Raw genomic sequence first — 23,909 nt, 5'->3', positions numbered from 1 at the left:
GTGCCCAAAGTATGGGCGGTTCGCCAGAAGTTTCAACACTTTGAGAGGTTTCGGGCGGTGATCTCCACGATCCGCTGACGCGCCTCCCTGCTGGCCCAGGCCGAATGCGGGGTCACAATCAGATTGGGGATGTCCTCAGCCAACAACGGGTTGCCGTTACGCGGCGGCTCTTCGGTCAGCACATCAAAGCCGGCACCCCCGATAAGACCGGTCCTCAGTGCATCCGCCAGCGCCTGTTCATCCACCAGGCCACCGCGAGAGGTGTTAATCAGCAGCGAATCACGCTTCATCTTCCGGAGTTCATCGGCACCGATCAGGTTACGGGTTTCATCCGTCAGCAGGCAGTGTAGTGACAGTACGTCAACCTTCGGCAGCAGCTCATCGAGTGGCACCCGCGGGTAACCGTCCACGTCTCCGCGTTCCTGCCCGGGGCGAGCGCCCAGCACTATCTTCATGCCAAACGCTTTGGCCCGCTCGGCAACACCCCGCCCCAGATCCCCATAGCCGATGATCCCCAGCGTGCGCCCTTCCAGCTCCATGATGGGATGATCCATCAGGCAAAACATGGAACTTCCGGCCCACCGCCCTGCCCGCACATCCCGATCGTAATCCACCAGCCGCGTCGCCAGCGCCAGCATCAGCGCCATGGTGTGCTGTGCCACCGTGGAACGGCCATAGTGGGTAACGTTCATCACCCGGACACCATGCTCTTTCGCAGCGGCCTGATCGATGTTGTTCAAACCGGTGGCGACAACGGCAACGGTCTGGAGCTCCGGACTGGCTTCAAAATGTTCACGCCCAAGCACGACCTTGTTCACAATCACGGTATCAAAGCCACGAATCCGCTCTGCCACCTGATCTGGCCGCGTTTTGTCGTGCTTCACCAGCGCGCCGGTGACGCTTTCAATCGACGTAAGGTCGACATCGTTACCGAGCGTATCCGCATCGAGGAACACAGCGTTCATTCGTTTCTCCTTCACCAAGAAAGTCACAGATTAAGGTAGACTGAAACAAACCTCCAATCGAAAGGGTGGGCAGACGATGGAACACGAATTCTGGCACGAACGCTGGGCGAAGAAGGAAATCGGCTTCCATGAGGGCACAATCAACCAGTACCTCCACGACCACTGGCCGGAACTGGCCGGCACCGGCAAGGAGGCGGTGCTGGTTCCGTTATGCGGCAAAGCCCACGATATGTGGTGGCTACACGACCGTGGCCATTCCATCATCGGTGTGGAACTCAGCGACATTGCCTGTAAGGATTTCTTCGAAGAGGCCGGCGAGAAAGCCATGGTGCGTCCCGGCGAGCCCTTCAACCGGTTCAAACACGACGACCTGGAACTCTGGTGCGGCGATTTCTTCCAGCTGGTGCCCGATGACCTCACGCACATCCGCCTGGTCTACGACCGCGCCGCGCTTATCGCCCTGCCGCCGAACATGCGCAAGGGTTACGTGGAGCATCTGACCGCCGTTATTCCGGACGGCACCCGCATCCTGCTGATCACCCTGGACTACGACACCGAGATCAAGGGGCCGCCGTTCAACGTCAGCGACGACGAGGTGCGGGCGCTGTATTCTGACGACTACGAGATTGAGCATATTCTGACCAACACTTTGGCTAAGGATCATCCGTTTACTAAGCGGAAGGGGCTGGCTGGGGCTACGGAGAGTGTGTTTCGGCTTGTTAAAAAGTAGCCCCGGGCTTTGGGGGATCGGCGACTACGAGGGGTACCGTTTTTCAAAACACCACCCCCGCGCTCCCCGCCCCCCAACCCAAGAAGTCACAGAATTTAATGAACCTTAACCGTAATATCACTGTCGAAGTCCCCGAGCGTGAACTAAGCTCAAAGTAACCAAGCCGATATCCAGCGCTCAGCGTACATCGGCTTGGAGTATCCATATCTTCCACCCATAACTAACTACACCGCCCATATCGGCGGAGCCAACGGCAACGGGGAAATTGCGTGAACTGAAAGCTGTCTTTTATGACAAGAGAGCGAGCGAGGGGCCATCTATGAGCATACTGCAGCACTTCAAAGACCGGTATGAAGCGACTCAGGAGGAAGAATACTCCCTTGAGGAATACCTGGAGATCTGCAAAAAGGACCCAACGGCATACGCCACTGCCGCGGAGAGGATGTTACTGGCGATCGGCGAGCCAGAGTTGATTGATACCGCCCGTGACTCCCGGCTGTCACGCATTTTTTCCAACAAAGTCATCAAGCGTTATCCCGAATTCTCCGAGTTCTACGGCATGGAAGACGCCGTGGAAAACATCGTTTCTTTCTACCGCCACGCCGCCCAGGGCCTGGAAGAGAAGAAACAGATTCTTTACTTGCTGGGCCCGGTGGGCGGCGGCAAGTCTTCCCTCGCTGAAAAGCTCAAGTTCCTGATTCAGAAAGTGCCTTTCTACGCCATCAAGGGCTCGCCGGTGAACGAATCGCCGCTGGGGCTGTTTGATCCGGCGGAAGACGCGAAGATTCTGGAAGAAGAGTACGGCATTCCCGCTCGCTACCTGAAGTCCATTATGTCGCCCTGGGCGGTGAAGCGCCTGCACGAATATGGCGGTGACATCAGCCAGTTTCGGGTGGTGAAGAAGTACCCGTCGGTGCTGGATCAGGTGGCCGTGTCCAAGACCGAGCCCGGGGACGACAACAATCAGGACATTTCCGCGCTGGTGGGCAAGGTCAACATCCGCATGCTGGAGGACTATTCCCAGGACGACCCGGACGCCTACAGCTTCAGTGGCGGCCTGTGTAAATCCAACCAGGGGCTGATGGAGTTTGTGGAGATGTTCAAGGCACCGATCAAGGTGCTGCATCCGCTGCTGACGGCCACTCAGGAAGGCAACTACAACACCACCGAGGGCATGGGGTCGGTGCCGTTTGACGGCATTATCCTCGCCCACTCCAACGAGTCGGAATGGCAGACCTTCCGCAACAACAAGCACAACGAGGCATTCCTGGATCGGGTGTATATCGTCAAGGTGCCCTATTGCGTGCGGGTAACGGAAGAGATCGAAATCTACAAAAAGCTGCTGAAGCACAGCTCGCTGTTCGGTGCGCCCTGTGCGCCGGACACTCTGGACATGCTGGCTCAGTTCTCGGTGCTGTCACGGATCAAGGAGCCGGAAAACTCCAGCATCTTTTCCAAGATGCGGGTGTACGACGGTCAGAACATCAAGGACACCGATCCGAAGGCGAAGTCCATTCAGGAGTACCGCGACAACGCCGGGGTCAACGAGGGCATGGATGGGCTGTCCACCCGGTTCGCCTTCAAGATTCTCTCCAAGGTGTTCAACTTCGACACCGCCGAAGTGGCCGCTAACCCGGTTCACCTGTTGTATGTGATCGAGAAGCAGATTGAGCAGGAGCAGTACCCGCCGGAAACCCAGGAGCGGTATCTGCGCTTCATCAAGGAATTCCTCGCCCCCCACTACGTCAGCTTTATCGGCAAGGAGATCCAGACCGCCTATCTGGAAAGTTACAGCGAGTACGGCCAGAACCTGTTCGATCGCTACGTGACCTATGCCGACTTCTGGATTCAGGATCAGGAGTACCGGGACCCGGAAACCGGCGAGATTCTCGACCGCTCGTCCATTAACGACGAGCTGGAGAAAATCGAAAAACCGGCCGGCATCAGCAACCCGAAGGACTTCCGCAACGAGGTGGTCAATTTCGTGCTGCGGGCGCGGGCGAACAATCAGGGCCGCAACCCGTCCTGGCTCAGCTATGAAAAGCTGCGCAGTGTGATCGAGAAGAAAATGTTCTCCAACACCGAGGATCTGTTACCGGTAATTTCCTTCAACCCGAAAGCCAGCAACGAGGATCAGAAAAAACACAAGCAGTTCGTTGAGCGTATGGTCGATCGAGGCTACACGGAGAAACAGGTACGGCTTCTGGCCGAATGGTATCTGCGCGTCCGCAAGTCTCACTAAGTCAGTGAATGCTCACTGAACTGGAGTAACGCTATGGGTATGACCCACGTAGTCGACCGCCGGCTGAACGGCAAAAACAAGAGCGCGGTGAATCGGGAGCGGTTCCTGCGCCGGTATCGTCATCACATCAAAAAAGCCGTGGCCGACGCGGTGCAGCGCCGGTCCATCACGGATGTCGAACGGGGCGAGAAAGTCAGCATTCCATCCCGCGACATTGATGAGCCCATTTTCCATCATGGCCAGGGTGGCAAGCGGGAGGTGGTGCACCCTGGCAACAAGGAATTCATCACAGGCGACACTGTGCCCAAGCCGCCCGGCGGTGGCGGCAAAGGCCAGGGCCAGGGCCAGGCCAGCCCCGACGGCGAGGGCATGGATGAGTTTGCCTTTCAGATCACCCAGGAGGAATTTCTGGAGTTCCTGTTTGACGATCTGGAGCTGCCCAATCTAGCCCGCAAGAAACTGAAAGACACGGAAGCGTTCAAGTACGTGCGCTCCGGTTTTTCCACTCAGGGCGTACCGGCCAAACTGGATGTGGTGCGATCGTTACGCGGTGCCCATGCCCGACGGTTGGGCCTGGGTGGCGCTCGCAAAAAGAAAATTCGCGAACTGGAGGCGCAGCTTGCGGCGCTGACAGCCGCCCCAGCCGATCTCGACGCAGCGTTCAGCCACGAAGACCAGATCCAGACCCTGGAGGAGGAAATCGCGCGCCTGAAGGCTAACGTGAAGCGCATCCCGTTTATCGACGAAATCGACCTGCGCTACCGCCAGCACCTGAAGCAGCCCAAACCGGCCACCAGCGCGGTGATGTTCTGCCTGATGGACGTGTCCGGCTCAATGACGCAGATGCACAAGGACATTGCCAAGCGCTTCTTCATCCTGCTGTATCTGTTCCTCAAGAAGAACTACAAAAAGATCGACGTGGTCTTTATTCGCCACCACACCAGCGCCAAGGAAGTGGACGAAGAGGAGTTCTTTTATTCACGGGAAACCGGCGGCACCATTGTTTCCAGCGCACTGAAGTTGATGCACAAAATCGTCGAATCCCGCTATTCCCCTTCCGAATGGAACATCTACGCGGCCCAGGCTTCCGACGGAGACAACTGGAACGACGATTCTCCGGTCTGCAGCAAACTGTTGGCCGACAACCTGTTGCCGCTGGTGCAGTACTTCGCCTATGTGGAGATCACCCCGCAGGATCACCAGATGCTCTGGTACGAATACGAGAAGGTTCAGGAGCGCTTCCCCCAGAGCTTCGCGCTGCAGCAAATTGCGGATCCCGGTGAGATTTACCCGGTGTTCCGCCAGTTGTTCGAGAGGAAAGCCGCATGAGCGACATCGTCGACCGTCCCAACGCCCCGGACAATGAGCCGCCGGGCACCAGAGAGCCCATTTCCACCAGTTCGGAATGGACCTTCGCGCTGATCCAGCAATACGATGACGAAATCGCCAAATGCGCCGCCGAGTTCGGGCTGGACACCTACCCCAATCAGGTTGAAGTCATCAGCGCCGAGCAGATGATGGACGCGTACAGCTCCGTGGGCATGCCGGTAGGCTACAACCACTGGTCCTTCGGCAAACAGTTCCTCAGCACGTCAAAGGGTTACCAGCGGGGGCAGATGGGGCTAGCCTACGAGATCGTGATCAACTCCAACCCCTGCATCGCCTACCTGATGGAGGAGAACACCCTGCCGATGCAGGCGCTGGTGATTGCCCACGCTTCCTACGGACATAACTCCTTTTTCAAGAACAACTACCTGTTCCGCACCTGGACCGATGCCAGCGCCATCATCGATTACCTGGTGTTTGCCCGTCATTACGTGTCCGAGTGTGAAGAGCGCCATGGCGTGGATGCCGTGGAACAGATTCTCGACTCCTGCCACGCACTGATGAATTACGGCGTGGATCGCTACAAGCGTCCGGCACCGATTTCCGCGTCGGAGGAGCTGCGCCGTCAAAAGGAGCGAGAGGAATACCAGCAACGACGGCTGAACGACTTGTGGCGGACCATTCCGAAAATGGGCGATGACGACGACCCGATCCACCGCAAACAACGCTTCCCGGAGGAGCCCCAGGAAAACATCCTGTACTTCATCGAGAAAAATGCGCCACTGCTGGAAACCTGGCAGCGCGAGATCATCCGCATCGTGCGAAAGCTCGGCCAGTACTTTTACCCCCAGCGCCAGACCCAGGTGATGAACGAAGGCTGGGCCACGTTCTGGCACTACACCCTGATTCACCGCATGTACGAGAAAGGCCTGGTCAACGATGGCTTCATGCTGGAATTCCTGCAGAGCCACACCGCCGTGGTGTACCAGCCGCCGTTCGACAGCCCCTGGTATTCCGGCATTAATCCGTACACCCTGGGTTTCTCGATCTTCACCGATCTGCGACGCATCTGTGAGAACCCCACCGAGGAGGACCGCCACTGGTTCCCGGACTTTGCCGGCACTGACTGGGTCGAAACCCTGCATTTCGCCATGAAGAACTTCAAGGATGAAAGCTTCATCCTGCAGTTTCTGTCACCCAAGGTGATGCGTGACCTCAAATTGTTCTCGATCCAGAACGACGACGAGGAAGATGTGTACCGTATTACCGCGATACACGACGATCCGGGTTACCGCACCCTGCGTGAAAAGCTGGCACGCCAGTACAACCTCAGTTATCGGGAGCCCAACATTCAGGTATGGAACGTGGATGTGAGGGGTGACCGGTCGCTGACGCTGCGCCACATTCCCGTGGACCGGGTACCGCTGGGGCAGGAAACCGAGGAAGTGCTGCGCCATGCCCATCGGTTGTGGGGGTTTGATGTGCACCTGGAGAGTGTTGATGACAGTTTTGTGGTTAACGAGTACCACTGCCCCCCGCAGGAACTGGAGGAAGAATAACCGACGCTACCGACACCTCGACAGCCAGCTTTCCGGATTCGGCGGCCGCCGTTCTCAGAACTGCCATTCGAGCCCGGCATAAAGGATCCTGCCCGGGCCGGGCTCGAAGTATCCCCGTTCCTCCACCGGCCGGTCCGAATTGGCGTTGATGCGCACATTGGCAAAGTAGTCTTCATCCAGAAGGTTGCGAACGCCGGCGTAAAGGCTCAGCGTCTGATCCGCCAGCCGGATGGCTTGTCCCGCACGCACACCCAGCAGCCAGTAATCGCTGACTTTGGTCTGGTTGCTGTTCTCCGCGTACAGATCCCCCACATATTGCGTTTCCAGCGTAGCAAAGCGGCTACCCTGCCCCTGCCATTCCAGCTCGGTGACCCAGTGTTCCGCCGGCAACCCCGGCAGGCGGTTCCCGCTGGCGTCGTTGCCCTGCTCGTCGGTGAAATTCCGCAGCTCGTAATCCGCAAGCGTCAGCGCTGACGTTACCCGCCAGGTGTAGGAAATATCCCAGGCCAGGCCCAGTTCCATGCCCTCCCGGCTGGTACGCCCGGCGTTCTCGTAAAAGGTTCGGCCATCCTGCTCGAACGGCAGGATCTCGTCATCCACCCGGATGGAGAACAGCGCCAGCTCGTAACTCACACCGCTGCCTATCGCACCGCGCAAGCCCACTTCCCGATTCAGCGCTTGTTGGGGTTCGATATCGGGATTGAAGCCGCCGCTGCCATCGGGGTTGGCGAACTCGGTAAAGGTCGGGGATTCAAAGGCGGTGCCCAGGGTGCCGTAGATCTGGTGCCTGGGTGCCAGCCGGTAACTCAGTCCCGCCACGCCGCTGACTTCGCGAAACGTGCGACTGCCGGAATCGTCGCCATCCTCCAGGCGGTGATCGTCGATGGACAGTCGCAGGCGATCAATGCGTGTACCGAGTGACAGGTTCAGTTTTTCGGTCAGTGCCAGATCACCCTGCGCAAACAGGGCCGCGTTAGTGGCGTTCTGGGTTTCGTCCTGAGTCTGTCCGTTCACCTCGCCGTCGAACGACACCTGATAGCGGCGGCGCTGGTCGCTTTGCCGGTGCACGTCGGCCCCGATGACCCACACCAGCGGCAACCCCGCCAATCTGGCATCCTGCTGGTAGCCGGAGCTGATGCCGTAGAACTGGCGATCATAAGCCACCCGACTGGCACCGGGAAACGGTAACTGCTGGGCAAAGTCACGACGACTGAAAAACGTGTTGAGAGTCAACTGCCCCGGAACGGCGGCGGCCTCCTCGTATTGCAGACCGAGGGTTTGCTGGTCCACGCTCTGGCCCGCGTCCAGCCGCTTGGCCAGAAAGGTGGCCTGGTTCGGGTCCTCCTCGGCCTGAGCCCGGGTTAAACCTCCAGGGTCTTCGGATTCCGGATTATGCAGGGCATTCAACGTCGCCGTCAGTCGTCTTCCGGGTTCAAGTTCGTGGGTAAGGCGACCATTGAACAGCCCTTTTTCGGCGGCGCTCTGCTCCCGGTGCCCGGTCACATTCAGCCACGACAGGGTTGCAATGGCGTTGGTATCTCCTGCGCTGCCATTAGCCTGCACGGCAGCCTTGCGATAATCCTTGCTGCCGCCATCCAGCCTTACACGGGCACCGGGCGGGAGTTCGTCTCCCCGGGCGGTGGTCACGTCGATGACGCCGCCGGCAGCATTACCGTACTGCACTGACGAGGGCCCGCGAATCACCTCGATGCGCTGGGCCGAATCCAGGTCGACCGCATCAATTTGCGACTGGCCGTCCGGCAGGGTGTAGGGAATGCCGTCCACCTGCAGCCGGATGCCGCGGATACCGAAGGGCGCACGCGCCCCGAAACCGCGGGTGGACAGCCTCAGATTCTGGGCAAAATTATACCGATTCTGGAAAAACAGTCCGGGCACAGTTTTGAGGGATTCATCCAATTGCAGACGCTGCTGTCCCTGACGGATCTCGGGGGCATCCACCACGCTGACCGCTGCGGGGGTATCATACAGATCGCGGACCAGACGGGGCGACGTCACTTCCAGCACCATTTCGCCGGCTGGCCCACTCTCTTCGACATCCTGTGCCGCGAGCTTGCCCAGCGGAAACACACCGCACAAACCGGCGGCAATGATCACCATAAGCCGCGAGTATCCGTGACGCCTCACTCCCACTCTAGCCTCCTGCCATAAACAGCATCAGATCCACCAGCCACGGCACCGCCAACGCAGTGGCAAACGCCGACAGAGCCATCGCCAAGCCCGAAAATGCGCCCATGCGAGGGCTCACCTGGAACGCCCTCGCGGTACCGATACCGTGGGCCGCGACGCCCATGGCGATGCCCTTGGCAGTATCGTCTTTCACGCCGATCCACTCGAACAGCTTGGTGCCCAACACCGCGCCGGTGATACCGGTAACCACCACCAACACGGCAGTCAGGGACGGCAAGCCGCCGATCTTCTCGGAGATCCCCATGGCGACTGGGGCCGTCGCGGATTTGGGTGCCAGTGACATCTGGATCTCCGGCGAGCCGCCCAGCAACCAGGCCAGGCCGATGGAACTGCCGGCGGCGATCACCACGCCACACACCAGGGAAATCGTGATCGGCAGCCATAGCTGCCGCAAGCGGGAAAACTGCTGGTACAGTGGCACCGCCAACGCCACCGTGGCCGGCCCCAGCAGAAAGTGTACAAACTGCCCGCCCTCGAAGTACTCACTATACGACGTGCCGGTGACCAGCAACACCACAATCAGCATGGCCACCGACGTTACGACCGGATTGGCCAGCGGATTGGAGCTTGTTCGCAGGTACAAGCGATAAGCCAGTCCATAAGCCACTAGCGTCAACGTCAATCCCAGCAGCGGTGAGGCCGACAGGTAGACCCAGATATCCTTCAGGCCGGGCTCATTCATCGCTCTGCCCTCCGCTCTCCAGCGGCCTGGCGAACCAGCGGCTGGTAACCTGCATGATCAGAGCGGTAGCTACCATAGTAATAACGGTGCTCAGCAACAGCGCCAGAGTGATCGGCAGCCATTCCTCGGCAATACGACCGAAATGCACCATCATTCCAACACCAGCGGGTACGAATAACAACGACAGATGGCTCAGCAACGACGATGCGGCCTGATCCACCGAAGCGGGAACCTGGCCACGAACCAGTAGCGTCAGAAACAGCAGCACCATGCCCAGCACCGGGCCGGGAATTGGCAGGCCGGCGAGGCGCACCGCCACCTCACCCACCAGTTGATACACCAGCAGCAGAGTAATGCCATTCAGAAAACTCATACTCGCGCTTCGCCCCTTTTTAAACCACCACACGCCTGAACATTCTGTCAATCCGCCACAGCGGCTGGCTCTCTCACGCTTGATTTGGGAATAATGCTGCGCCCGTATACCGCCAGGACAAACCCTATCGGGAACATCAGCACGCCGTACACCGCCGCAGGTATGGACATGGCGCTGGACTCAAGCAGCGTCAGGGTCACCATTAATGCAATGGTGCCGTTTTTGACACCCAATTCCACCGCTACCGCCAGGGATTCACGTTGCGTCAGCCCTGCCATGCGGCCGGCGAGCAGGCCCAGGGCAATACCCGCGATATTCAGCAAAAGGGTGGCCGGCCCGGCCTGTTTGAGCAGGTCCCATATCTGGTCACGAACGCCGACGATCAGCCCGACAATCAGTACCGCCAGCACCACGCCGCCAAAAATGCTGACCACGCTCTCCGCTTTCTTGGCCATAACGGGATTGCGGGTGCGGACCAACATGCCAATGGCGACCGGTAACAACACGATTCCCAGCAGCATGCCGACGGTTTTGCCCACCGGCAGAACGATGGTTTCCTGTGTGCCCTGATAGAAATCGAGCGCCATGTTGGTGAACAGGGGCAACGTCAGAATCGTGATCAGGCTGGCGCTGACGGTCAGCACGATGGACAGCGCAATGTTGCCCCGTGACAGCAGTACAAACAGATTGGACGTAGTGCCGCCAGGACAGGCCGCGATGATGACCAGCCCCACGGCAATAGCCGGCGGCACCGCCAGCAGCGTGGCCAGGGCAAAGGCGATCAGGGGCATCAGTAAAATCTGCGCCACGGTCCCCACAATGATGCCTTTGGGGTGCAACGCCACCTGGCGGAAATCCCGAACGGTGAGGGTCATACCAATGCCGATCATGATGATGAACAGGGCAATCGGTAAACCGGCAGAAATCAGTGGATTCGATTCCACAGTGCCTCCACGTTATTGTTTTAATGAAGATAGTCGGCTAACGAAAGTAGCACAAGGCAGGCATGAGCCGTGACTGGCATTTGGCAACATCCTGTAACCGACTTGATGGGGTGACACGAACCAGAACCGGGAACCAAGGCCCACCTTATTTCGTGTGATTCACCCAAAGTGTTGCGTATACTTGCGCAACTGAACTAATCGTGCAGGCTTATTGAAACAGCTTTTGCATTCGCGGAGAAGGAATAAAACAAGAATGAAACGCGTGGGTACACTGGACGCCTCCTGGCTGGCCGTTGAATCTGAAGACACCCCCATGCACGTGGGCACGCTGCAGATTTTTTCCTTACCGGAAGGGGCATCTGAAACGTTTCTCCGCGACATGGTTATCCGGATGAAGGAGACCGGGGATGTCGCACCGCCCTGGTGTTCAAAGCTGGCGTTTTCCGGCGTGCTTGGGCGCCTGGTGGCTCCTGCCTGGAAGACCGACAAAGACATCGACCTGGATTATCACGTGCGCCACTCCGCACTGCCAAAGCCTGGCGGCGAACGGGAACTGGGCATCCTGGTTTCACGGCTGCATTCCAACCCGCTCGATTTTGCCCGCCCGCTGTGGGAATGCCACGTCATTGAAGGCCTGGAAAACAACCGCTTTGGTCTGTACACCAAGATGCACCACTCAATGATTGATGGCATCAGCGGTGTCCGGCTGTTGCAGCGTGTGCTGACTACCGATCCCCATAAAACCGGCATGTGTCCGCCCTGGTCGGTCAGGCCCGAGCGCACCCGTGGCAGCAAGACCGATAAGGAAGCCACCGTTCCCGCCGCCTTTTCCCAGGCCATGGACGCGCTCAAACTTCAGGCTAACATGGCCCCTCGGCTCTGGCAGGCGATGAATCGACTGATTCACTCCGCACGCCATCCGGAAGACGGGCTGACCGCACCGTTCACCGGCCCGCTGTCGGCACTGAATCACCGGGTCACGGGCCAACGGCGCTTCGCCACCCAGCACCACCAGCTTGACCGTCTCAAGAAACTGGCCCACGTATCCGGAGGCTCACTGAATGACATCGTGCTGTATCTGTGCGGCACGGCGCTGCGGCGGTTTCTGCAGGAGCAGGACAATCTGCCGGACATTCCGCTGACTGCGGGGATTCCCGTCAATATCCGCCCGGCGGACGACGAGGGCACGGGCACCCAGATCAGCTTCATGATTGCCTCACTGGCCACCGATGAGGCCGATCCACTGGCTCGGCTTAAGCACATCAAACAGTCAACCCGGCGGGCCAAGGAGCATTTGCAAAAACTGCCCCGCAGCGCCCTGGCTCAATACACCATGCTGCTGATGTCGCCTTACATCCTGCAATTGATGTCCGGCATGGGGGGCCGTATGCGCCCGGTGTTCAATGTGACTATTTCCAATGTTCCCGGGCCGGAGCGCACGCTTTATTACGAGGGCGCAAAGCTGGAGGCCATGTATCCGGTGTCGCTGATTGCCCACGGCGGCGCGCTCAACATTACCTGCCTCAGCTACGCGGGCACACTGAACTTTGGTTACACCGGCTGCCGCGACACCTTGCCCAGCATGCAGAAGCTGGCGGTTTACACCGGCGAGGCACTGGAAGAACTGGAAAGCCTGATTTTGCCCCCGCCGGCAAAACCCACGCCCAAAGCCGGAAAAACGCCCCGTAAAAAAATCACACCGAAAACCTGAGGGCTGACAGGTGAGGTGCCCCAACATCCGTCAGGCGCTCTCACTCTTCCAGTGAGCAGCGCCCACGAAGATCAGTTGAAGAAAGCGGGTCGTCCGTTTTCGGATCTGCTCGACCTGGTAGTCATCGTCTGGTGACACGCCGAGCAGATCGGTCAGGCTGAACGCGACACTGCGGACCACCAGATCACAGGTCATGTCCAGATCCCCATCGCTCAGATGCTCCGCCAGCTTCATGCGTCGCAGATCGTTGGCCAGCTCACTGGCGAAGAAACGCATTTCACTGCGAATGCCTTCCTGCACCGCGCGGCTTTCACCCGCCAGCCCCTGAGCCATGAAGAAGAAAAAACTGCGGTTGGCCTGCACGTGGCTGATAAAAATGCCGACCGATTCTTCCATGAGCTTGTCGGCCTGCAGTATGTTGTTGCGCCCCTCGCGCATCATACGCCGGAGCACAAGCCCCAGCTCGTCCACCAACTGAAGGCCCAGATCGTCCATATTGCGAAAATGGCGATAAAAAGAAGTGGGGACAACACCGGCCTGGCGAGTCACTTCGCGGATGCCCAGGCTGGCAAAATGGCGGCCCTTGCCGACCAGTGTTAACGCTGCACTCATCAATTTTTCCCGGGTTTCTCCGGGCTTTCTTCGTTGTCTTTCTGCCATGCCGTCACCGTACCGCGCGTCTCAATCCCACAAAGTACACAAGTGTACACATTCACAAATAATAAAGTACCGGATGCTTGTCATTTTGCGCCAATAACGCAACCCGGATTGCCGCCTCATTATTCCGTGTGTACAGTCGTACACATTAGTAAACAACTGTACACAAGTGCAGACGGAGAGAGCCATTATGTTATCCAGAACCGAACGAACATCTGCCCTGCAGTGGCTTGGAAAGCAGCTTTTTAACCGGGAAGACCCGGCTGCGTTCTTCGACCCCCTGCTTGAGCGCATCAACCCGATGTGGGTACAACAGCACACACCCGCGCGGGTTGAACGCATTGAAGACGAGACCGCCGATACCAAAACCTTTGTTCTCAGCCCCGCGAAGCGCTGGGCAGGTTTTCAGGCCGGCCAGCATGTGAACATCTGTATTGATATTGACGGCGTGCGTTGCAACCGGACCTTCAGTCTGTCCAGTGCACCCGCCCAGTGGCACAACAACGGTACCGTCACCCTGACCATCAAGCGCCTGCCGGGCGGCCTGGTCACCAACTGGATGCATGACCACCTGGAGCCGGGGACCACCATTGGCCTGGGCGAGGCATTTGGTGACTTCCTGATTCCCGATGCCGCCGAGCCGCTGCTGTATATCGCGGGGGGCAGCGGCATTACGCCGGTGCTGAGCCAACTCGACACCCTGGCAGCAGCGGACTACCAGGCACCGGTGACATTGCTGTACTTCGTACGCACCCAGGCGGACATCATTGCGGCGCAGAAGCTGCACGAGCTGAAACAGACCTGGACCGGGCTCACGCTCAACATCATTGCGACCAATGAGAGCGAGACCCCACGTTATCTGAAAGAAGCCGACCTGGACGACATCACCGGGGTTGAAACGCGCCGCTGCTATCTGTGTGGCCCGAAAGGCCTCATGGACCTGGCAACCGAGCTGCTCACGCAACGAGGCATGGCCGAAGACCGGATGCACAGCACCTTCTTCGCGGCCCCTCAGGCGGCCCTGGACACTGACAGCCTGGGCGGCGACGTTCGCTTCAGCAACAGCGACATCAGCGTGTCGTCTGAAGGCGACGCCCCGATACTGGAGATCGCCGAGGCCGCCAAACTGTCACCCCGTTACGGCTGCCGCATGGGCATCTGCCATCAGTGCAGCTGCAAGAAAACCAACGGCACCGTGGTTAACCGATTGACCGGAAAAAGCTCCGGGCCCGGAGAGGAGACGATTCAATTGTGCGTTTCCGTCCCCCAGGGCCCCGTTACTGTCGAGCTTTAACATCCTGGAACAGGAGAGATTGCTATGAAAAAGATGACCGAAGTACAACTGAGCGAACTGGAAACCGATTTGAACGCCATCCGCGATGAGGTCCTCGCCGACCTGGGTGAGCGCGACGCCAACTACATCCGCCGCGTGGTGCACCTGCACCGGGCGCTGGAAGTAGGCGGCCGGGTGATGATGCCTTTTGGCTTTATCCCACCGGTGTTTGTGGCAGCAACAGTGGCGCTGGGCCTGTCCAAGATCATTGAGAACATGGAGATTGGCCACAACGTCATGCACGGCCAGTACGACTGGATGAACGACCCGTCATTGCACTCGCAAACCTACGAGTGGGACACAGCGTGCGACAGCGATTCCTGGCGGCTGACTCATAATTACGAGCACCACACCTACACCAATATCATCGGCAAGGACCGGGACTACGGCTATGCCCTGCTCCGCCTGAGTGATGACGAAAAATGGCATCCCGTGCACAGCCTGCAGTTTATCAACTACATCCTGCTGAGCACGTTCTTTCAGTGGGGCGTGGGGCTGCATGAAATGGAGTTCGAACGTATCCGCCGGGGCGAAATCAGCCTGAAAGACAAGCTGCCGTTCCTCAAGGGATTTCTGCGCAAGGGCGGACGCCAGGCGTTCAAGGACTACGTGTTCTTCCCACTGGTCACGTTTCCAGTGGCACCTATCGTGCTGGCGGGCAATGTGGGCGCTAACCTGATCCGTAACCTGTGGTCCTCCACGGTGATCTTCTGCGGTCATTTCACCCAGGACGCAGAAACCTTCACCGAAGAGGAGTGTGAGGGTGAAAGCAAGGGACACTGGTACCTGCGACAGCTGGGCGGGTCGTCCAACTTCACCGGCAGCCGGTTTGTGCACCTGCTGAGCGGCCACCTGAGCTATCAGGTCGAACACCACGTGTTCCCGGACCTGCCAGCTCATCGCTATCCGGAAATTTCGGAGAAAGTGCAGGCGGTGTGCAAAAAACACGGCATTCACTACAACACGGGCAGTTTCGCCAAGCAGTACGGCACGGTGCTGAAACGTATCGCCAGCTTCTCGCTGCCAGATCGTTTGCGCCAGCGTATTGCGCCGAAAATGGCCTGATCCCGCCCCTTCGGCCGCCACCGCAGTTTAGCGGTGGCGGCTGCGAACTGCCCTCTCACATCATGCGATCTGAAGCAGCCTGAGCAATTGCGGCCGGTGCTGTTCCTGGATGACATCCGCCAGGGTGTAGTTGTCCAAAGTATTCAGAAACGCGGCCAGCGCTTCCGCAAACATCGACTGCAACCCACACACGGGCGCAATCCGGCAGGCATTCTTTGAAGTAAAGCACTCAACAATGTTCATATCCGGTTCGGATTCGCGCACCAGAATGCCCATATTGATATCCACCGGGCTCATGTGCAGGCGCATACCGCCCTTCTTGCCCCGAACGGTCTCGATGTACCCCTTCTTGTTAAGCTGGTGAACAACCTTCATCAGGTGATTCTTTGAGATCTCATAGCTGTCGGCAATTTCCTGAATGGTCGTGAGACGGTCACCCTGTGCGGACAAATAAATCAGTACGCGTATCGAGTAATCTGTATATCGGGTGATGTGCATGGGAAGGCTCCAATACTGCTGTTGGATGAGGCGGAAGAACAGGCAAAGATATACGCAGGAAATTGGAATGCGGTTCTTTGGTCTTCCAGTCGGCCATCCATTCGGATTCGTCCCACTTATCTGCGATACTTTGACTATCCTGTATACAAACACTCATCTGACAGGGGCACCCGTTCATGGCCCAAGCGACTCTGACAGACCGATTCGGCCGCACCGTCAACTATGTGCGGCTTTCAGTCACCGACCGTTGTGACTTCCGCTGTGTGTACTGCATGGCCGAGGAGATGACTTTCCTGCCCCGGCAGCAAATTTTGACGCTGGAAGAGATCGCCCGGGTGGCCAAAATGTTCGTTTCCCTGGGCACAGAAAAAATCCGCCTGACGGGCGGTGAACCCCTGGTCCGCAAGGACATACTGGAACTGGTGAAAGAGATCGGCCGCCTCGGCCTGCGGGATTTCGCCATGACCACCAACGGCAGCCAGCTGCCGACCATGGCGGAGCCGCTGCGCAAGGCCGGGCTCAAACGGCTGAACATCAGCCTGGACTCCCTCGACGCGGAAAAATTCAATCGCATTACCCGCACGGGCAGACTGGCTCAGGTTCTTGACGGCATCGACGCCGCCAAAGCCGCTGGCTTTGAGGGCATCAAGCTCAACACCGTGGTCATGAAAGGTGGTAACGACGAGGAAGTGCCGGAACTGGTCGAGTTCGCGCGCAGCAAAAACGTGGACATTACCTTTATCGAGGAAATGCCCCTGGGCGAGATTTCCGATCATGATCGAGGCGAGGTACTTTGCACCAGTGACGAGGTTCGCGACATCATTGCCCAGCGTCATGAGCTACTGCCCACGCCAGAGGACTCCGGCGGCCCGGCCCGCTACTTTCGCATGCGGGACAGCGACACCCGTGTCGGCTTTATCTCGCCCCATTCCCACAACTTCTGCGCGACCTGCAACCGGGTTCGGGTCACGGTGGAAGGTCGATTGCTGTTATGTCTGGGCAACGAGCACTCGGTGGACCTGCGCCATATTTTGCGGGCCCACCCCGAGAACGATCAAAAGCTGCGTGACACCATCATCAATGCCATGGATCTCAAACCCGAACGCCATCACTTCTCCAGCAATGGCGATGTCCAGATTTTGCGATTCATGAACATGACCGGAGGCTGATCAGATAAGATCTTCATCCGAATTCCGGGCTTTGCGGATATCCCGTGCCACGGCTCCGCATATCACGCCCAGTACAACAAGCGTGATGGCCGGCCAGATCAGTATATAAGCTCCGTAAACCAGTTCGTTGGTCATTTTGCACCCTCCGGGATCATGGCGGAATCGTCTTCCACGGCGGCCTGGTCATAGTCACCGACGCGCTTTTTGATCAGATCGAAATCAAAACGTTCATTGCTGGTCAGCGTCATCACGGTACAAACCACCGCGCTGGCACCATAAGCTGTCAGAGAAGCGACCAATACCATGTAATCCCGCAGGAAGCCGGTGGCGAAAATCAGCATGGCGACCAGAGTGATGGCAGCAGCCACTATACCGGCGGCCCGGCCAAAGAAGCCAAACACCATCATGCCGATCACCACCGCACCGCCAACAGACGCCAGGGCCTCAAAGGTCAACACGGTGAGCCCGGTCATCTCCAGCAACTCGAAGCGCGCAACGCAGAACAGCGCCATCGCCACCACCACTGACCAGGTAAAGGCCGCGTTGGTGACTCGGTCCCAGTAGCAGCTGACGATCACCGGGAACACAATCGCACCCCAGAGCGCGCCTACGAACACCAGCATCACCAGAATATCGAGGGAGAAACTGGCGAACACCAGCCCCGCCACTGTGGCGACGATCATGGTGATACGCCCTACCAGCATCATCATTTTGGGATTGGGGTTATTCTTCGCGATGTTCTTGCCATACACATCCGCCATCATGATGGTCGATAATGCAGACAGATCCGAGTCAGCGGTGGAGGACAGCGAGCCGATAACCAGAATAAAGAACAGGGCCACAAAGAACGGTGACAGGTAGGTAGATACCATCTGAGGGATCAGGTTGTTCATGTTCCCGTCGATCGGCTCCATACCCACAGACAACGCCATCAGACCGATCATGCCAAGGCCAATAACGATCGCGCCATAGCCGATAGTCGCGGTTACGAACGTCGATTTGATGTGCTTTTCGCGAACCGCAAACAGGCGCTGGGAAATGGTCTGGTTGCCGATAGCGTAGGCCAGAACCGCCACGAAGAAAGGCGCACCCTGGTTCATGATGGCGTCCATTGAGAACAGGCTCGCCTGTTGATCGGTCATAAGGCTAAGGCCGTCGACCATCACTTCCGTACCGCCGGCCGAGAAGAGCACGGCCGGAATGATAATGACGGCGACCGCCATCAATGCCACCAGTTGCGCGAAGTCGGTAAACACCGATGCCCGGAAACCGGACGTCAGGGTATAAGCCAGCACACCGACACCGGCAACAATCACACCCGTTTCAAAAGACAGGGGCGACAGCACCGCCACCAGGGCACCGGCTGCGGTGAAGTTCACCATCAGGCTGATCACACTGCCCAGAATATTGGAGCCCGCCAGAATCAGCTGACTGGAAGCACCATGACGGGCATGGATCAGCTCGCCCAGAGTGTGGCCGTTGGGTGCCAGCTTGCGGAAGCGGCGGCCAAACGGGTAGATGAACAGAATCATCAGGGCACCCCAAAGGCCGTAATGGATGGGCCCGGACACGCCGTAGGTATAGCCGGAAGTGGCAGCCGCATAGAAAGAAGCCGCCCAGATCCAGGTCGCCGTCATACTGGCTGCGCCCATGCCAAAACCGACATGGTGTCCTGCAACCATGAAGCCGGACGTGTCTTCCTTGTCTTTCCGGATCAGTAGCGTCAGTAAATAGGTGCCGCCATAGAAGGCGACCAACAGCAACAACACAGTGAGTGTTGAAAATTCGGTAAAGCCGGAGTCGTTCAAATCACAACCTCGTTATCAAAACAACAAATATCCACCAGAGGTCCGGAGCGACAGAAGCTCAACCTTGGGGGCTGGTGTCAGGAGATATCGCGGGCAGACAGCGGAGCGGTTACTCAGGGTGCCGTCAAAGCACACTCAGCAACGGGTGCCTCCCGCCACGAATTCGAAGTTGCTAAGGGAAGCTAAGGTGGGGCAAGAGCCCGGACAAATCTTTAGATGTCATCATATTTTTCGTCCTCTTAACCAGAAGCAAGGCAAGCCAGATGAGAGAGGGCAAGACCATACGTAAAAATCGACCCCAAGTCCATTCATTAGAGGGCGTAAAATTAGCATGCGCTATAGGAAGCGCCTACTACGGTGGCCCGACCTCGCAGGCCAGCACCATCGCCCAGAACTCCGAGAAATCATTGACCACCACATCGGGCTTGTCCGGGTGTTTATGAGTGCCCGGGAAAATTTTGTTGAGCCACGGCTGGTCCCACTGGGCACCGTTGAAAAAGACCGAGGTTATGCCCGCCCGTTTCGCCGCTATCACATCGGTGGTGCTGTCCCCCACGTACCAGACGCTGGGGTCTGGTGGATAATCCAGCTTTTGCACCGCCAGCCATAACTGATCGGGGTGCGGCTTGCGCAGTGGCGTGTCGTCACCGCACACGTTGACCTCAAAGAGATCGGTCCAGCCGGTGTCTTCCACCGCAGCCAGTTCGTGCTCGAAAAATTCGCGGTCGCGGTTGGTAATAACCCCCACCTGAATACCCAGCCGCCGCAGGCCCTCAAGCACATCCCGCACTCTCGGCTCAAAGGCCTTCACCGTGCCATAGTGCTTGCGGTAGTGATGATTGAAGGCTTTGTGGGCAACCTGCTTGGCCGCCTGATCGTCCCCGAACAGCACCTCAAAGATATCGGTACGGGAAATTTTCCGGTCTGTTTTTACCTTGGGGTGCAGCCTGGAAAACTCACGAACATAGGCCACGAGTTTGACGTCTTCGGGGGTTTTGCTGTCCTCCGGGGCGACCATCCGGTCCATCAGATCGAGCTTGTGAAAATCCGGCAGCATGTCGTCCACCGCGTGATACATCGCGTCCAGGGTGTCGACCAGTGTGGCGTGCCAGTCGAACAGAATCACCGAAGGGCGGACCAGGCGGGCGATGGCCGGGTGCCAGTCCGGCTCGACCCGCGGCTTCGGCCGCTCGGGTGGCGGAAACGCGCGCGGACGAACCTCCGCCGGGGCCCGCTCGAACACCTCGGGCGAGGTGCGTTCAAGCAATGCCAGCAAATCCATCAGATCTTCAAAGCTGTCTAGGATCGCAACCGGGGCATCGCGGAACGAAAACCAGCTGTCAATGCGACTGGCCTCCCAGCAGGCTCCGTTGTAAAACACCCCGGAGACCCCAGCATGGCTGGCGGTGAGCATATCGACGTAGCTGTCCCCCACATACCAGGCTCGCTCATCCGCCGGCAGGCCGGCCTGGTTGAGCGCGGTCAGGAGAACTTCCGGGTCGGGTTTGTATTCCGTGACATCATCCGCGCACACCGACACTTCAAACAGATTCTGCCAGCGGCCTTCGTCAACGGTTTTCATCTCCTGATCGAGAAATTCCCGATTACGGTTAGTGGACACTGCCAGCCGAATGCCCATGTTCTTCAGGGCGCTGAGATATTCGTAGGCCCCGGGCTGGAACGGTTTCACCTGCCCGAAGTGCGTGCGGTAGCAGGCATTGTAGGCTTCATGCGCGATCAGCTTTGCTTCGCGGTCGTCACCAAAAATGGCGTTGAAGATATCCGTCCGCGACACCCGCCGTTCCGCCAGAATTCGCGGATGTAGCCGGCGAAATATGCGGATATAGCGCACCAGCCGGGCGTCATCGGCGGTTCGGCACTTGCCTTCAGGCAGCAGCCGCTCCACCAGCCCCAGGTCCTCCAATTGCGGCAGCATATCCTCCATCGCGCTGAACATGGCGTCGTGGGTGTCCACCAGCGTGCCGTGCCAGTCGAAGATCAGTATCGACGGCGGCTGAATTCGGTCGCTGAATCGGGTCATCAACAATCCCTCAGAACACTGGAAACGTGGAACCATGTACCTCCAGTAAAAACCATCTAAGGCCCATGCACAAAAAACCTCACTTGGCTGAGCAAACCCGGTCGAATACTCCCAGCGATGGTAAAAGGATTGCCACACCAACTGGCCCCGCAAATTCAACAATAATCCATACTTAACCAACAGCCGCTACCGGATCGTCACGGAACCCGCTTACTCATGATCAATCTTTAATCTCCGCAAGCTTGAAAAGCTTCATGCTATCTATAACTCTTTCACAGTGGTTCGACAGAAAAGGAGGACACCCATGTCACGCCCACAAGACCTGTTCCCCACTCGCCTTGAGCGCAAACTCGGGATGTTTGAGCGACTGGACCCTGTGGTACACACCCCCGCTGAACGCATCTCCGACGGCCCACTATCTGCTGATCAGGTCAATGAATTCAACGACCGCGGTTTTCTGTTCTTTGACTCCTTTTTTTCCAAGGACGAAATGGACGGGTTTATAAAAGAACTTAAAGACTACGAAAACGATGAAGACCTGAAACTGTCAGAGGGCACGGTTCTGGAGCCGGGAAAGGAAGAAATTCGTTCCATCTTCGGTATTCATGAAATATCCGATCGCTTTGACCGACTGACCCGGGACCCCGAGCTACTGAATATAGTGCGCCAACTGCTGGACAGCGACGTTTACATTTATCAGTCGCGGATCAACTACAAGCCGGGCTTCAAGGGTAAGGGGTTCAACTGGCATTCGGATTTCGAAACCTGGCACAGCGAAGACGGCATGCCGCGGATGCGCTGCCTGAGCTGTTCAATCGTGATGACCGACAACAACGAGTTCAACGGCCCACTGATGCTGATTCCGGGTTCCCAGAAGTACTTTATTCCCTGTGTAGGCCGGACACCGCACGACAATTACAAGGAATCGCTAAAATCCCAGTACCTGGGCGTACCCGATGCCGCCAGCCTGACAAAATTGATGAGTGAAAACTCCATAGAAGCCCCCAAGGGCCCGCCGGGCTCGTTGATCATTTTCGAGTGCAACACACTCCATGGCTCGAACCTGAACATGTCATGCTGGCCACTCAGCAACCTGTTTTTCGTCTATAACAGCGTGCACAACGCGCTGGAAGAGCCCTATTGCGGCAATAAACCGAGGCCGAACTTTCTGGCCAACCGGAACAACACGGAGCCCCTGAAGCCGGTATAGCCGGCCAGTATCAGAACATCACTCGTGCCCCAACCACGGCAAACCAATCCTCGGCACTGCCGCCGGTATCCCTGGCCAGATCCGCGGTATCACCATATTTGCGTTCGTGCACCACGCCGATGTAGGGCGAGAATGCCCGATCAATGAGATCGTAGCTCAGGCGCAGCCCCAGCTCGGTGGAGTTCAGGCCTTTGCCGACACCGATCTCCCGGTCCTCGGAAAAGGCCGCCAAGGTCTCGAAGCTGGCAGACAGGATCCAGTAGTTGGTGATCAGCAGCTCGTATTCGGCTTCAAAATCGACCGAGGCATCGCCTTCATCGCTGACATAAAGGTTGGTGTCCACCTCGAACCAGTAGGGTGCCAGGCCGGTTAGGCCGAGCACACCATAGACCCGATCCGGGCCTTCGGGCGTGTCAATCCGGACACCGGCCTTGGCGTCCCAGAAGTCATCCACCGGTATCTGGCCGACAAACTGGTTCTCCAGGGTTTCCCAGGCGTTGTGGGCTTCTTCCCATTCGCCCTCGAACAGCCAATGGAACTTGAGTTCATCGGTGCCGTAAAAAGCGCCGCCCTCGATCACCGCCAGTTCCTCATCCGAGTCGCTGTAACGGTATTCCAGTTTTTCCGCCGACACACCCCAGAACGTCTTTGCTGTCTGGGTTTTCTTGGCGGGGTCTTCCTGGGCCATGGCCGGCGTGGTTATGGCAGTTGCGGCGAGGGCAAGGCCCCACTTGGACAGGGTCAGACAACTCATGATTCACCTCCCTCGACCACAATTTTACGGAACATGCCGGAAGCAGCGTGGTAAGACAGGTGGCAGTGGAATGCCCACTCGCCCGGCGCATCTACTTCGGTTTCCATGTACACGGTGGTGGCCGGTGCCACGCTAATCACATGTTTGAGGGGGTTCCACTTGCCCTCCCCCACATCGAGGATCGACCACATGCCGTGCAGGTGCATGGGGTGGGTCATCATGGTCTCGTTGACGAATTTGAAACGCACCCGCTCGCCGTATTGCAGCACGATGGGATCGGCATCTTCGTATTTGACGCCGTTGATGCTCCACTCGTAGCGCTCCATGTTGCCGGTCAGGCGCAGCTCGATTTCGCGGGTTGGCTCACGATCCTCGTACAATGGCTTCTGGGCCTTGAGGTCGGAATAGGACAGGAACTTGCCGCCGTTGCTGGCTGTGGGTATCAGCCCGCTGCCTTTGGCGTAGAACGGGTCTTCGGGCAGGCCCGATTTCTCACCGTGGTCCATATCACCGTGGCCCATGGCACTGTGGTCCATTTCGGAATCCTCATCCTTACTACCGTGGTCCATACCGCCATGGTCCATGTGCCCGGCCATGTCCGCCATGGTCAGCAGCGGTGCGGCGCGCAGTTCCG

21 protein-coding genes are annotated in these 23,909 nt (G+C 58.0%); 9 read left to right on the top strand and 12 right to left on the bottom strand.

Annotated features, from left to right (window positions below):
• Positions 1-32: 32 nt before the first annotated feature.
• Positions 33-965, bottom strand: coding sequence for a D-2-hydroxyacid dehydrogenase (locus WD429_RS04740; RefSeq protein WP_368421025.1), 933 nt, complete (start codon positions 963-965; stop codon positions 33-35).
• 76 nt (positions 966-1,041) lie between these two features.
• Between WD429_RS04740 and tmpT the strand changes: the two genes are divergently transcribed.
• The 4 genes from tmpT to WD429_RS04720 all read left to right on the top strand — a co-directional run bounded on the left by tmpT (position 1,042) and on the right by WD429_RS04720 (position 6,822).
• Positions 1,042-1,695 (top strand): thiopurine S-methyltransferase, encoded by a 654-nt coding sequence (gene tmpT, locus WD429_RS04735; protein ID WP_368421024.1) that lies wholly within the window; start codon positions 1,042-1,044, stop codon positions 1,693-1,695.
• A 319-nt stretch (positions 1,696-2,014) separates the two neighbouring features.
• A complete protein-coding gene (locus tag WD429_RS04730; protein WP_368421023.1) occupies positions 2,015-3,937 on the top strand; it encodes a PrkA family serine protein kinase in 1,923 nt (640 codons plus the stop codon).
• Positions 3,938-3,970: 33 nt separating this feature from the next.
• The gene (locus WD429_RS04725; protein WP_368421022.1) at positions 3,971-5,266 is read left to right on the top strand and encodes a YeaH/YhbH family protein; all 1,296 of its coding nucleotides are present in this window, start codon (positions 3,971-3,973) and stop codon (positions 5,264-5,266) included.
• Complete coding sequence (locus WD429_RS04720; protein WP_368421021.1) at positions 5,263-6,822, top strand: SpoVR family protein; 1,560 nt, start codon at positions 5,263-5,265, stop codon at positions 6,820-6,822. The genes WD429_RS04725 and WD429_RS04720 overlap by 4 nt, the downstream gene beginning before the upstream one ends.
• A gap of 54 nt (positions 6,823-6,876) precedes the next feature.
• On the opposite strand, the gene WD429_RS04715 is transcribed toward WD429_RS04720, so the two are convergent.
• Genes WD429_RS04715 through WD429_RS04700 form a run of 4 tightly spaced genes read right to left on the bottom strand, consistent with a single transcriptional unit; the run spans position 6,877 to position 11,029 of the window.
• Complete coding sequence (locus tag WD429_RS04715; protein WP_368421020.1) at positions 6,877-8,940, bottom strand: TonB-dependent receptor family protein; 2,064 nt, start codon at positions 8,938-8,940, stop codon at positions 6,877-6,879.
• A gap of 34 nt (positions 8,941-8,974) precedes the next feature.
• Complete coding sequence (locus WD429_RS04710; protein WP_368421019.1) at positions 8,975-9,712, bottom strand: LrgB family protein; 738 nt, start codon at positions 9,710-9,712, stop codon at positions 8,975-8,977.
• Positions 9,705-10,085, bottom strand: a complete 381-nt coding sequence (locus WD429_RS04705; protein ID WP_368421018.1) for a CidA/LrgA family protein — start codon at positions 10,083-10,085, stop codon at positions 9,705-9,707. The genes WD429_RS04710 and WD429_RS04705 overlap by 8 nt, the downstream gene beginning before the upstream one ends.
• A 47-nt stretch (positions 10,086-10,132) precedes the next feature.
• Positions 10,133-11,029, bottom strand: a complete 897-nt coding sequence (locus WD429_RS04700; protein ID WP_368421017.1) for a bile acid:sodium symporter family protein — start codon at positions 11,027-11,029, stop codon at positions 10,133-10,135.
• Positions 11,030-11,282: 253 nt separating this feature from the next.
• On the opposite strand from WD429_RS04700, the gene WD429_RS04695 reads away from it, so the two are divergent.
• Positions 11,283-12,740 (top strand): wax ester/triacylglycerol synthase family O-acyltransferase, encoded by a 1,458-nt coding sequence (locus WD429_RS04695; protein ID WP_368421016.1) that lies wholly within the window; start codon positions 11,283-11,285, stop codon positions 12,738-12,740.
• A 30-nt stretch (positions 12,741-12,770) separates the two neighbouring features.
• On the opposite strand, the gene WD429_RS04690 is transcribed toward WD429_RS04695, so the two are convergent.
• Positions 12,771-13,400, bottom strand: a complete 630-nt coding sequence (locus tag WD429_RS04690; RefSeq protein WP_368421015.1) for a TetR family transcriptional regulator — start codon at positions 13,398-13,400, stop codon at positions 12,771-12,773.
• Between the two features lie 187 nt (positions 13,401-13,587).
• Between WD429_RS04690 and WD429_RS04685 the strand changes: the two genes are divergently transcribed.
• Together WD429_RS04685 and WD429_RS04680 are read left to right on the top strand one after the other, a co-directional pair.
• On the top strand, positions 13,588-14,691 hold the full coding sequence (locus tag WD429_RS04685; protein ID WP_368421014.1) for a ferredoxin reductase: 1,104 nt from the start codon (positions 13,588-13,590) through the stop codon (positions 14,689-14,691).
• A gap of 24 nt (positions 14,692-14,715) precedes the next feature.
• A complete protein-coding gene (locus WD429_RS04680; protein WP_368421013.1) occupies positions 14,716-15,795 on the top strand; it encodes a fatty acid desaturase in 1,080 nt (359 codons plus the stop codon).
• Positions 15,796-15,855: 60 nt separating this feature from the next.
• On the opposite strand, the gene WD429_RS04675 is transcribed toward WD429_RS04680, so the two are convergent.
• Positions 15,856-16,293 carry an Rrf2 family transcriptional regulator gene (locus WD429_RS04675; RefSeq protein WP_368421012.1) on the bottom strand — a complete coding sequence of 146 codons (438 nt, stop codon included), beginning with the start codon at positions 16,291-16,293 and terminating at the stop codon, positions 15,856-15,858.
• 176 nt (positions 16,294-16,469) lie between these two features.
• On the opposite strand from WD429_RS04675, the gene moaA reads away from it, so the two are divergent.
• Entirely contained in the window at positions 16,470-17,462 is a 993-nt protein-coding gene (gene moaA, locus WD429_RS04670) for a GTP 3',8-cyclase MoaA (protein ID WP_368421011.1), read from the top strand.
• On the opposite strand, the gene WD429_RS04665 is transcribed toward moaA, so the two are convergent.
• The 3 genes from WD429_RS04665 to WD429_RS04655 all read right to left on the bottom strand — a co-directional run bounded on the left by WD429_RS04665 (position 17,463) and on the right by WD429_RS04655 (position 21,311).
• Positions 17,463-17,597 (bottom strand): putative transporter small subunit, encoded by a 135-nt coding sequence (locus WD429_RS04665; protein ID WP_368421010.1) that lies wholly within the window; start codon positions 17,595-17,597, stop codon positions 17,463-17,465.
• Positions 17,594-19,270 carry a sodium:solute symporter family protein gene (locus WD429_RS04660; RefSeq protein ID WP_368421009.1) on the bottom strand — a complete coding sequence of 559 codons (1,677 nt, stop codon included), beginning with the start codon at positions 19,268-19,270 and terminating at the stop codon, positions 17,594-17,596. The genes WD429_RS04665 and WD429_RS04660 overlap by 4 nt, the downstream gene beginning before the upstream one ends.
• Before the next feature lie 352 nt (positions 19,271-19,622).
• The gene (locus WD429_RS04655) at positions 19,623-21,311 is read right to left on the bottom strand and encodes an HAD family hydrolase (protein WP_368421008.1); all 1,689 of its coding nucleotides are present in this window, start codon (positions 21,309-21,311) and stop codon (positions 19,623-19,625) included.
• A gap of 304 nt (positions 21,312-21,615) precedes the next feature.
• Here WD429_RS04655 and thpD point away from each other — a divergent pair, with 304 nt between their 5' ends.
• On the top strand, positions 21,616-22,521 hold the full coding sequence (gene thpD / locus WD429_RS04650; protein WP_368421007.1) for an ectoine hydroxylase: 906 nt from the start codon (positions 21,616-21,618) through the stop codon (positions 22,519-22,521).
• 10 nt (positions 22,522-22,531) lie between these two features.
• Here thpD and WD429_RS04645 read toward each other — a convergent pair whose 3' ends face one another.
• Together WD429_RS04645 and WD429_RS04640 are read right to left on the bottom strand one after the other, a co-directional pair.
• Complete coding sequence (locus WD429_RS04645) at positions 22,532-23,275, bottom strand: copper resistance protein B (protein WP_368421006.1); 744 nt, start codon at positions 23,273-23,275, stop codon at positions 22,532-22,534.
• A partial coding sequence (locus tag WD429_RS04640) for a multicopper oxidase domain-containing protein (RefSeq protein WP_368421005.1) occupies positions 23,272-23,909 on the bottom strand: 638 nt, incomplete at its 5' end. The genes WD429_RS04645 and WD429_RS04640, both read right to left, overlap by 4 nt.

The sequence above is a fragment of the Marinobacter sp. genome (genome assembly GCF_040904845.1).
Classification (GTDB): domain Bacteria; phylum Pseudomonadota; class Gammaproteobacteria; order Pseudomonadales; family Oleiphilaceae; genus Marinobacter.
Note: the sequence above shows the minus strand (reverse complement) of the source record. Positions and strands in the feature narration are given on the sequence as shown.

Bases quoted from the DNA above. Each gene is read 5' to 3' on its own strand.
- WD429_RS04740 (WP_368421025.1), bottom strand. From the start codon at position 965: ATGAACGCTGTGTTCCTCGATGCGGATACGCTCGGTAACGATGTCGAC.
- tmpT (WP_368421024.1), top strand. From the start codon at position 1,042: ATGGAACACGAATTCTGGCACGAACGCTGGGCGAAGAAGGAAATCGGC.
- WD429_RS04730 (WP_368421023.1), top strand. From the start codon at position 2,015: ATGAGCATACTGCAGCACTTCAAAGACCGGTATGAAGCGACTCAGGAG.
- WD429_RS04725 (WP_368421022.1), top strand. From the start codon at position 3,971: ATGGGTATGACCCACGTAGTCGACCGCCGGCTGAACGGCAAAAACAAG.
- WD429_RS04720 (WP_368421021.1), top strand. From the start codon at position 5,263: ATGAGCGACATCGTCGACCGTCCCAACGCCCCGGACAATGAGCCGCCG.
- WD429_RS04715 (WP_368421020.1), bottom strand. From the start codon at position 8,940: ATGGTGATCATTGCCGCCGGTTTGTGCGGTGTGTTTCCGCTGGGCAAG.
- WD429_RS04710 (WP_368421019.1), bottom strand. From the start codon at position 9,712: ATGAATGAGCCCGGCCTGAAGGATATCTGGGTCTACCTGTCGGCCTCA.
- WD429_RS04705 (WP_368421018.1), bottom strand. From the start codon at position 10,085: ATGAGTTTTCTGAATGGCATTACTCTGCTGCTGGTGTATCAACTGGTG.
- WD429_RS04695 (WP_368421016.1), top strand. From the start codon at position 11,283: ATGAAACGCGTGGGTACACTGGACGCCTCCTGGCTGGCCGTTGAATCT.
- WD429_RS04690 (WP_368421015.1), bottom strand. From the start codon at position 13,400: ATGGCAGAAAGACAACGAAGAAAGCCCGGAGAAACCCGGGAAAAATTG.
- WD429_RS04685 (WP_368421014.1), top strand. From the start codon at position 13,588: ATGTTATCCAGAACCGAACGAACATCTGCCCTGCAGTGGCTTGGAAAG.
- WD429_RS04680 (WP_368421013.1), top strand. From the start codon at position 14,716: ATGAAAAAGATGACCGAAGTACAACTGAGCGAACTGGAAACCGATTTG.
- WD429_RS04675 (WP_368421012.1), bottom strand. From the start codon at position 16,293: ATGCACATCACCCGATATACAGATTACTCGATACGCGTACTGATTTAT.
- moaA (WP_368421011.1), top strand. From the start codon at position 16,470: ATGGCCCAAGCGACTCTGACAGACCGATTCGGCCGCACCGTCAACTAT.
- WD429_RS04665 (WP_368421010.1), bottom strand. From the start codon at position 17,597: ATGACCAACGAACTGGTTTACGGAGCTTATATACTGATCTGGCCGGCC.
- WD429_RS04655 (WP_368421008.1), bottom strand. From the start codon at position 21,311: ATGACCCGATTCAGCGACCGAATTCAGCCGCCGTCGATACTGATCTTC.
- thpD (WP_368421007.1), top strand. From the start codon at position 21,616: ATGTCACGCCCACAAGACCTGTTCCCCACTCGCCTTGAGCGCAAACTC.
- WD429_RS04645 (WP_368421006.1), bottom strand. From the start codon at position 23,275: ATGAGTTGTCTGACCCTGTCCAAGTGGGGCCTTGCCCTCGCCGCAACT.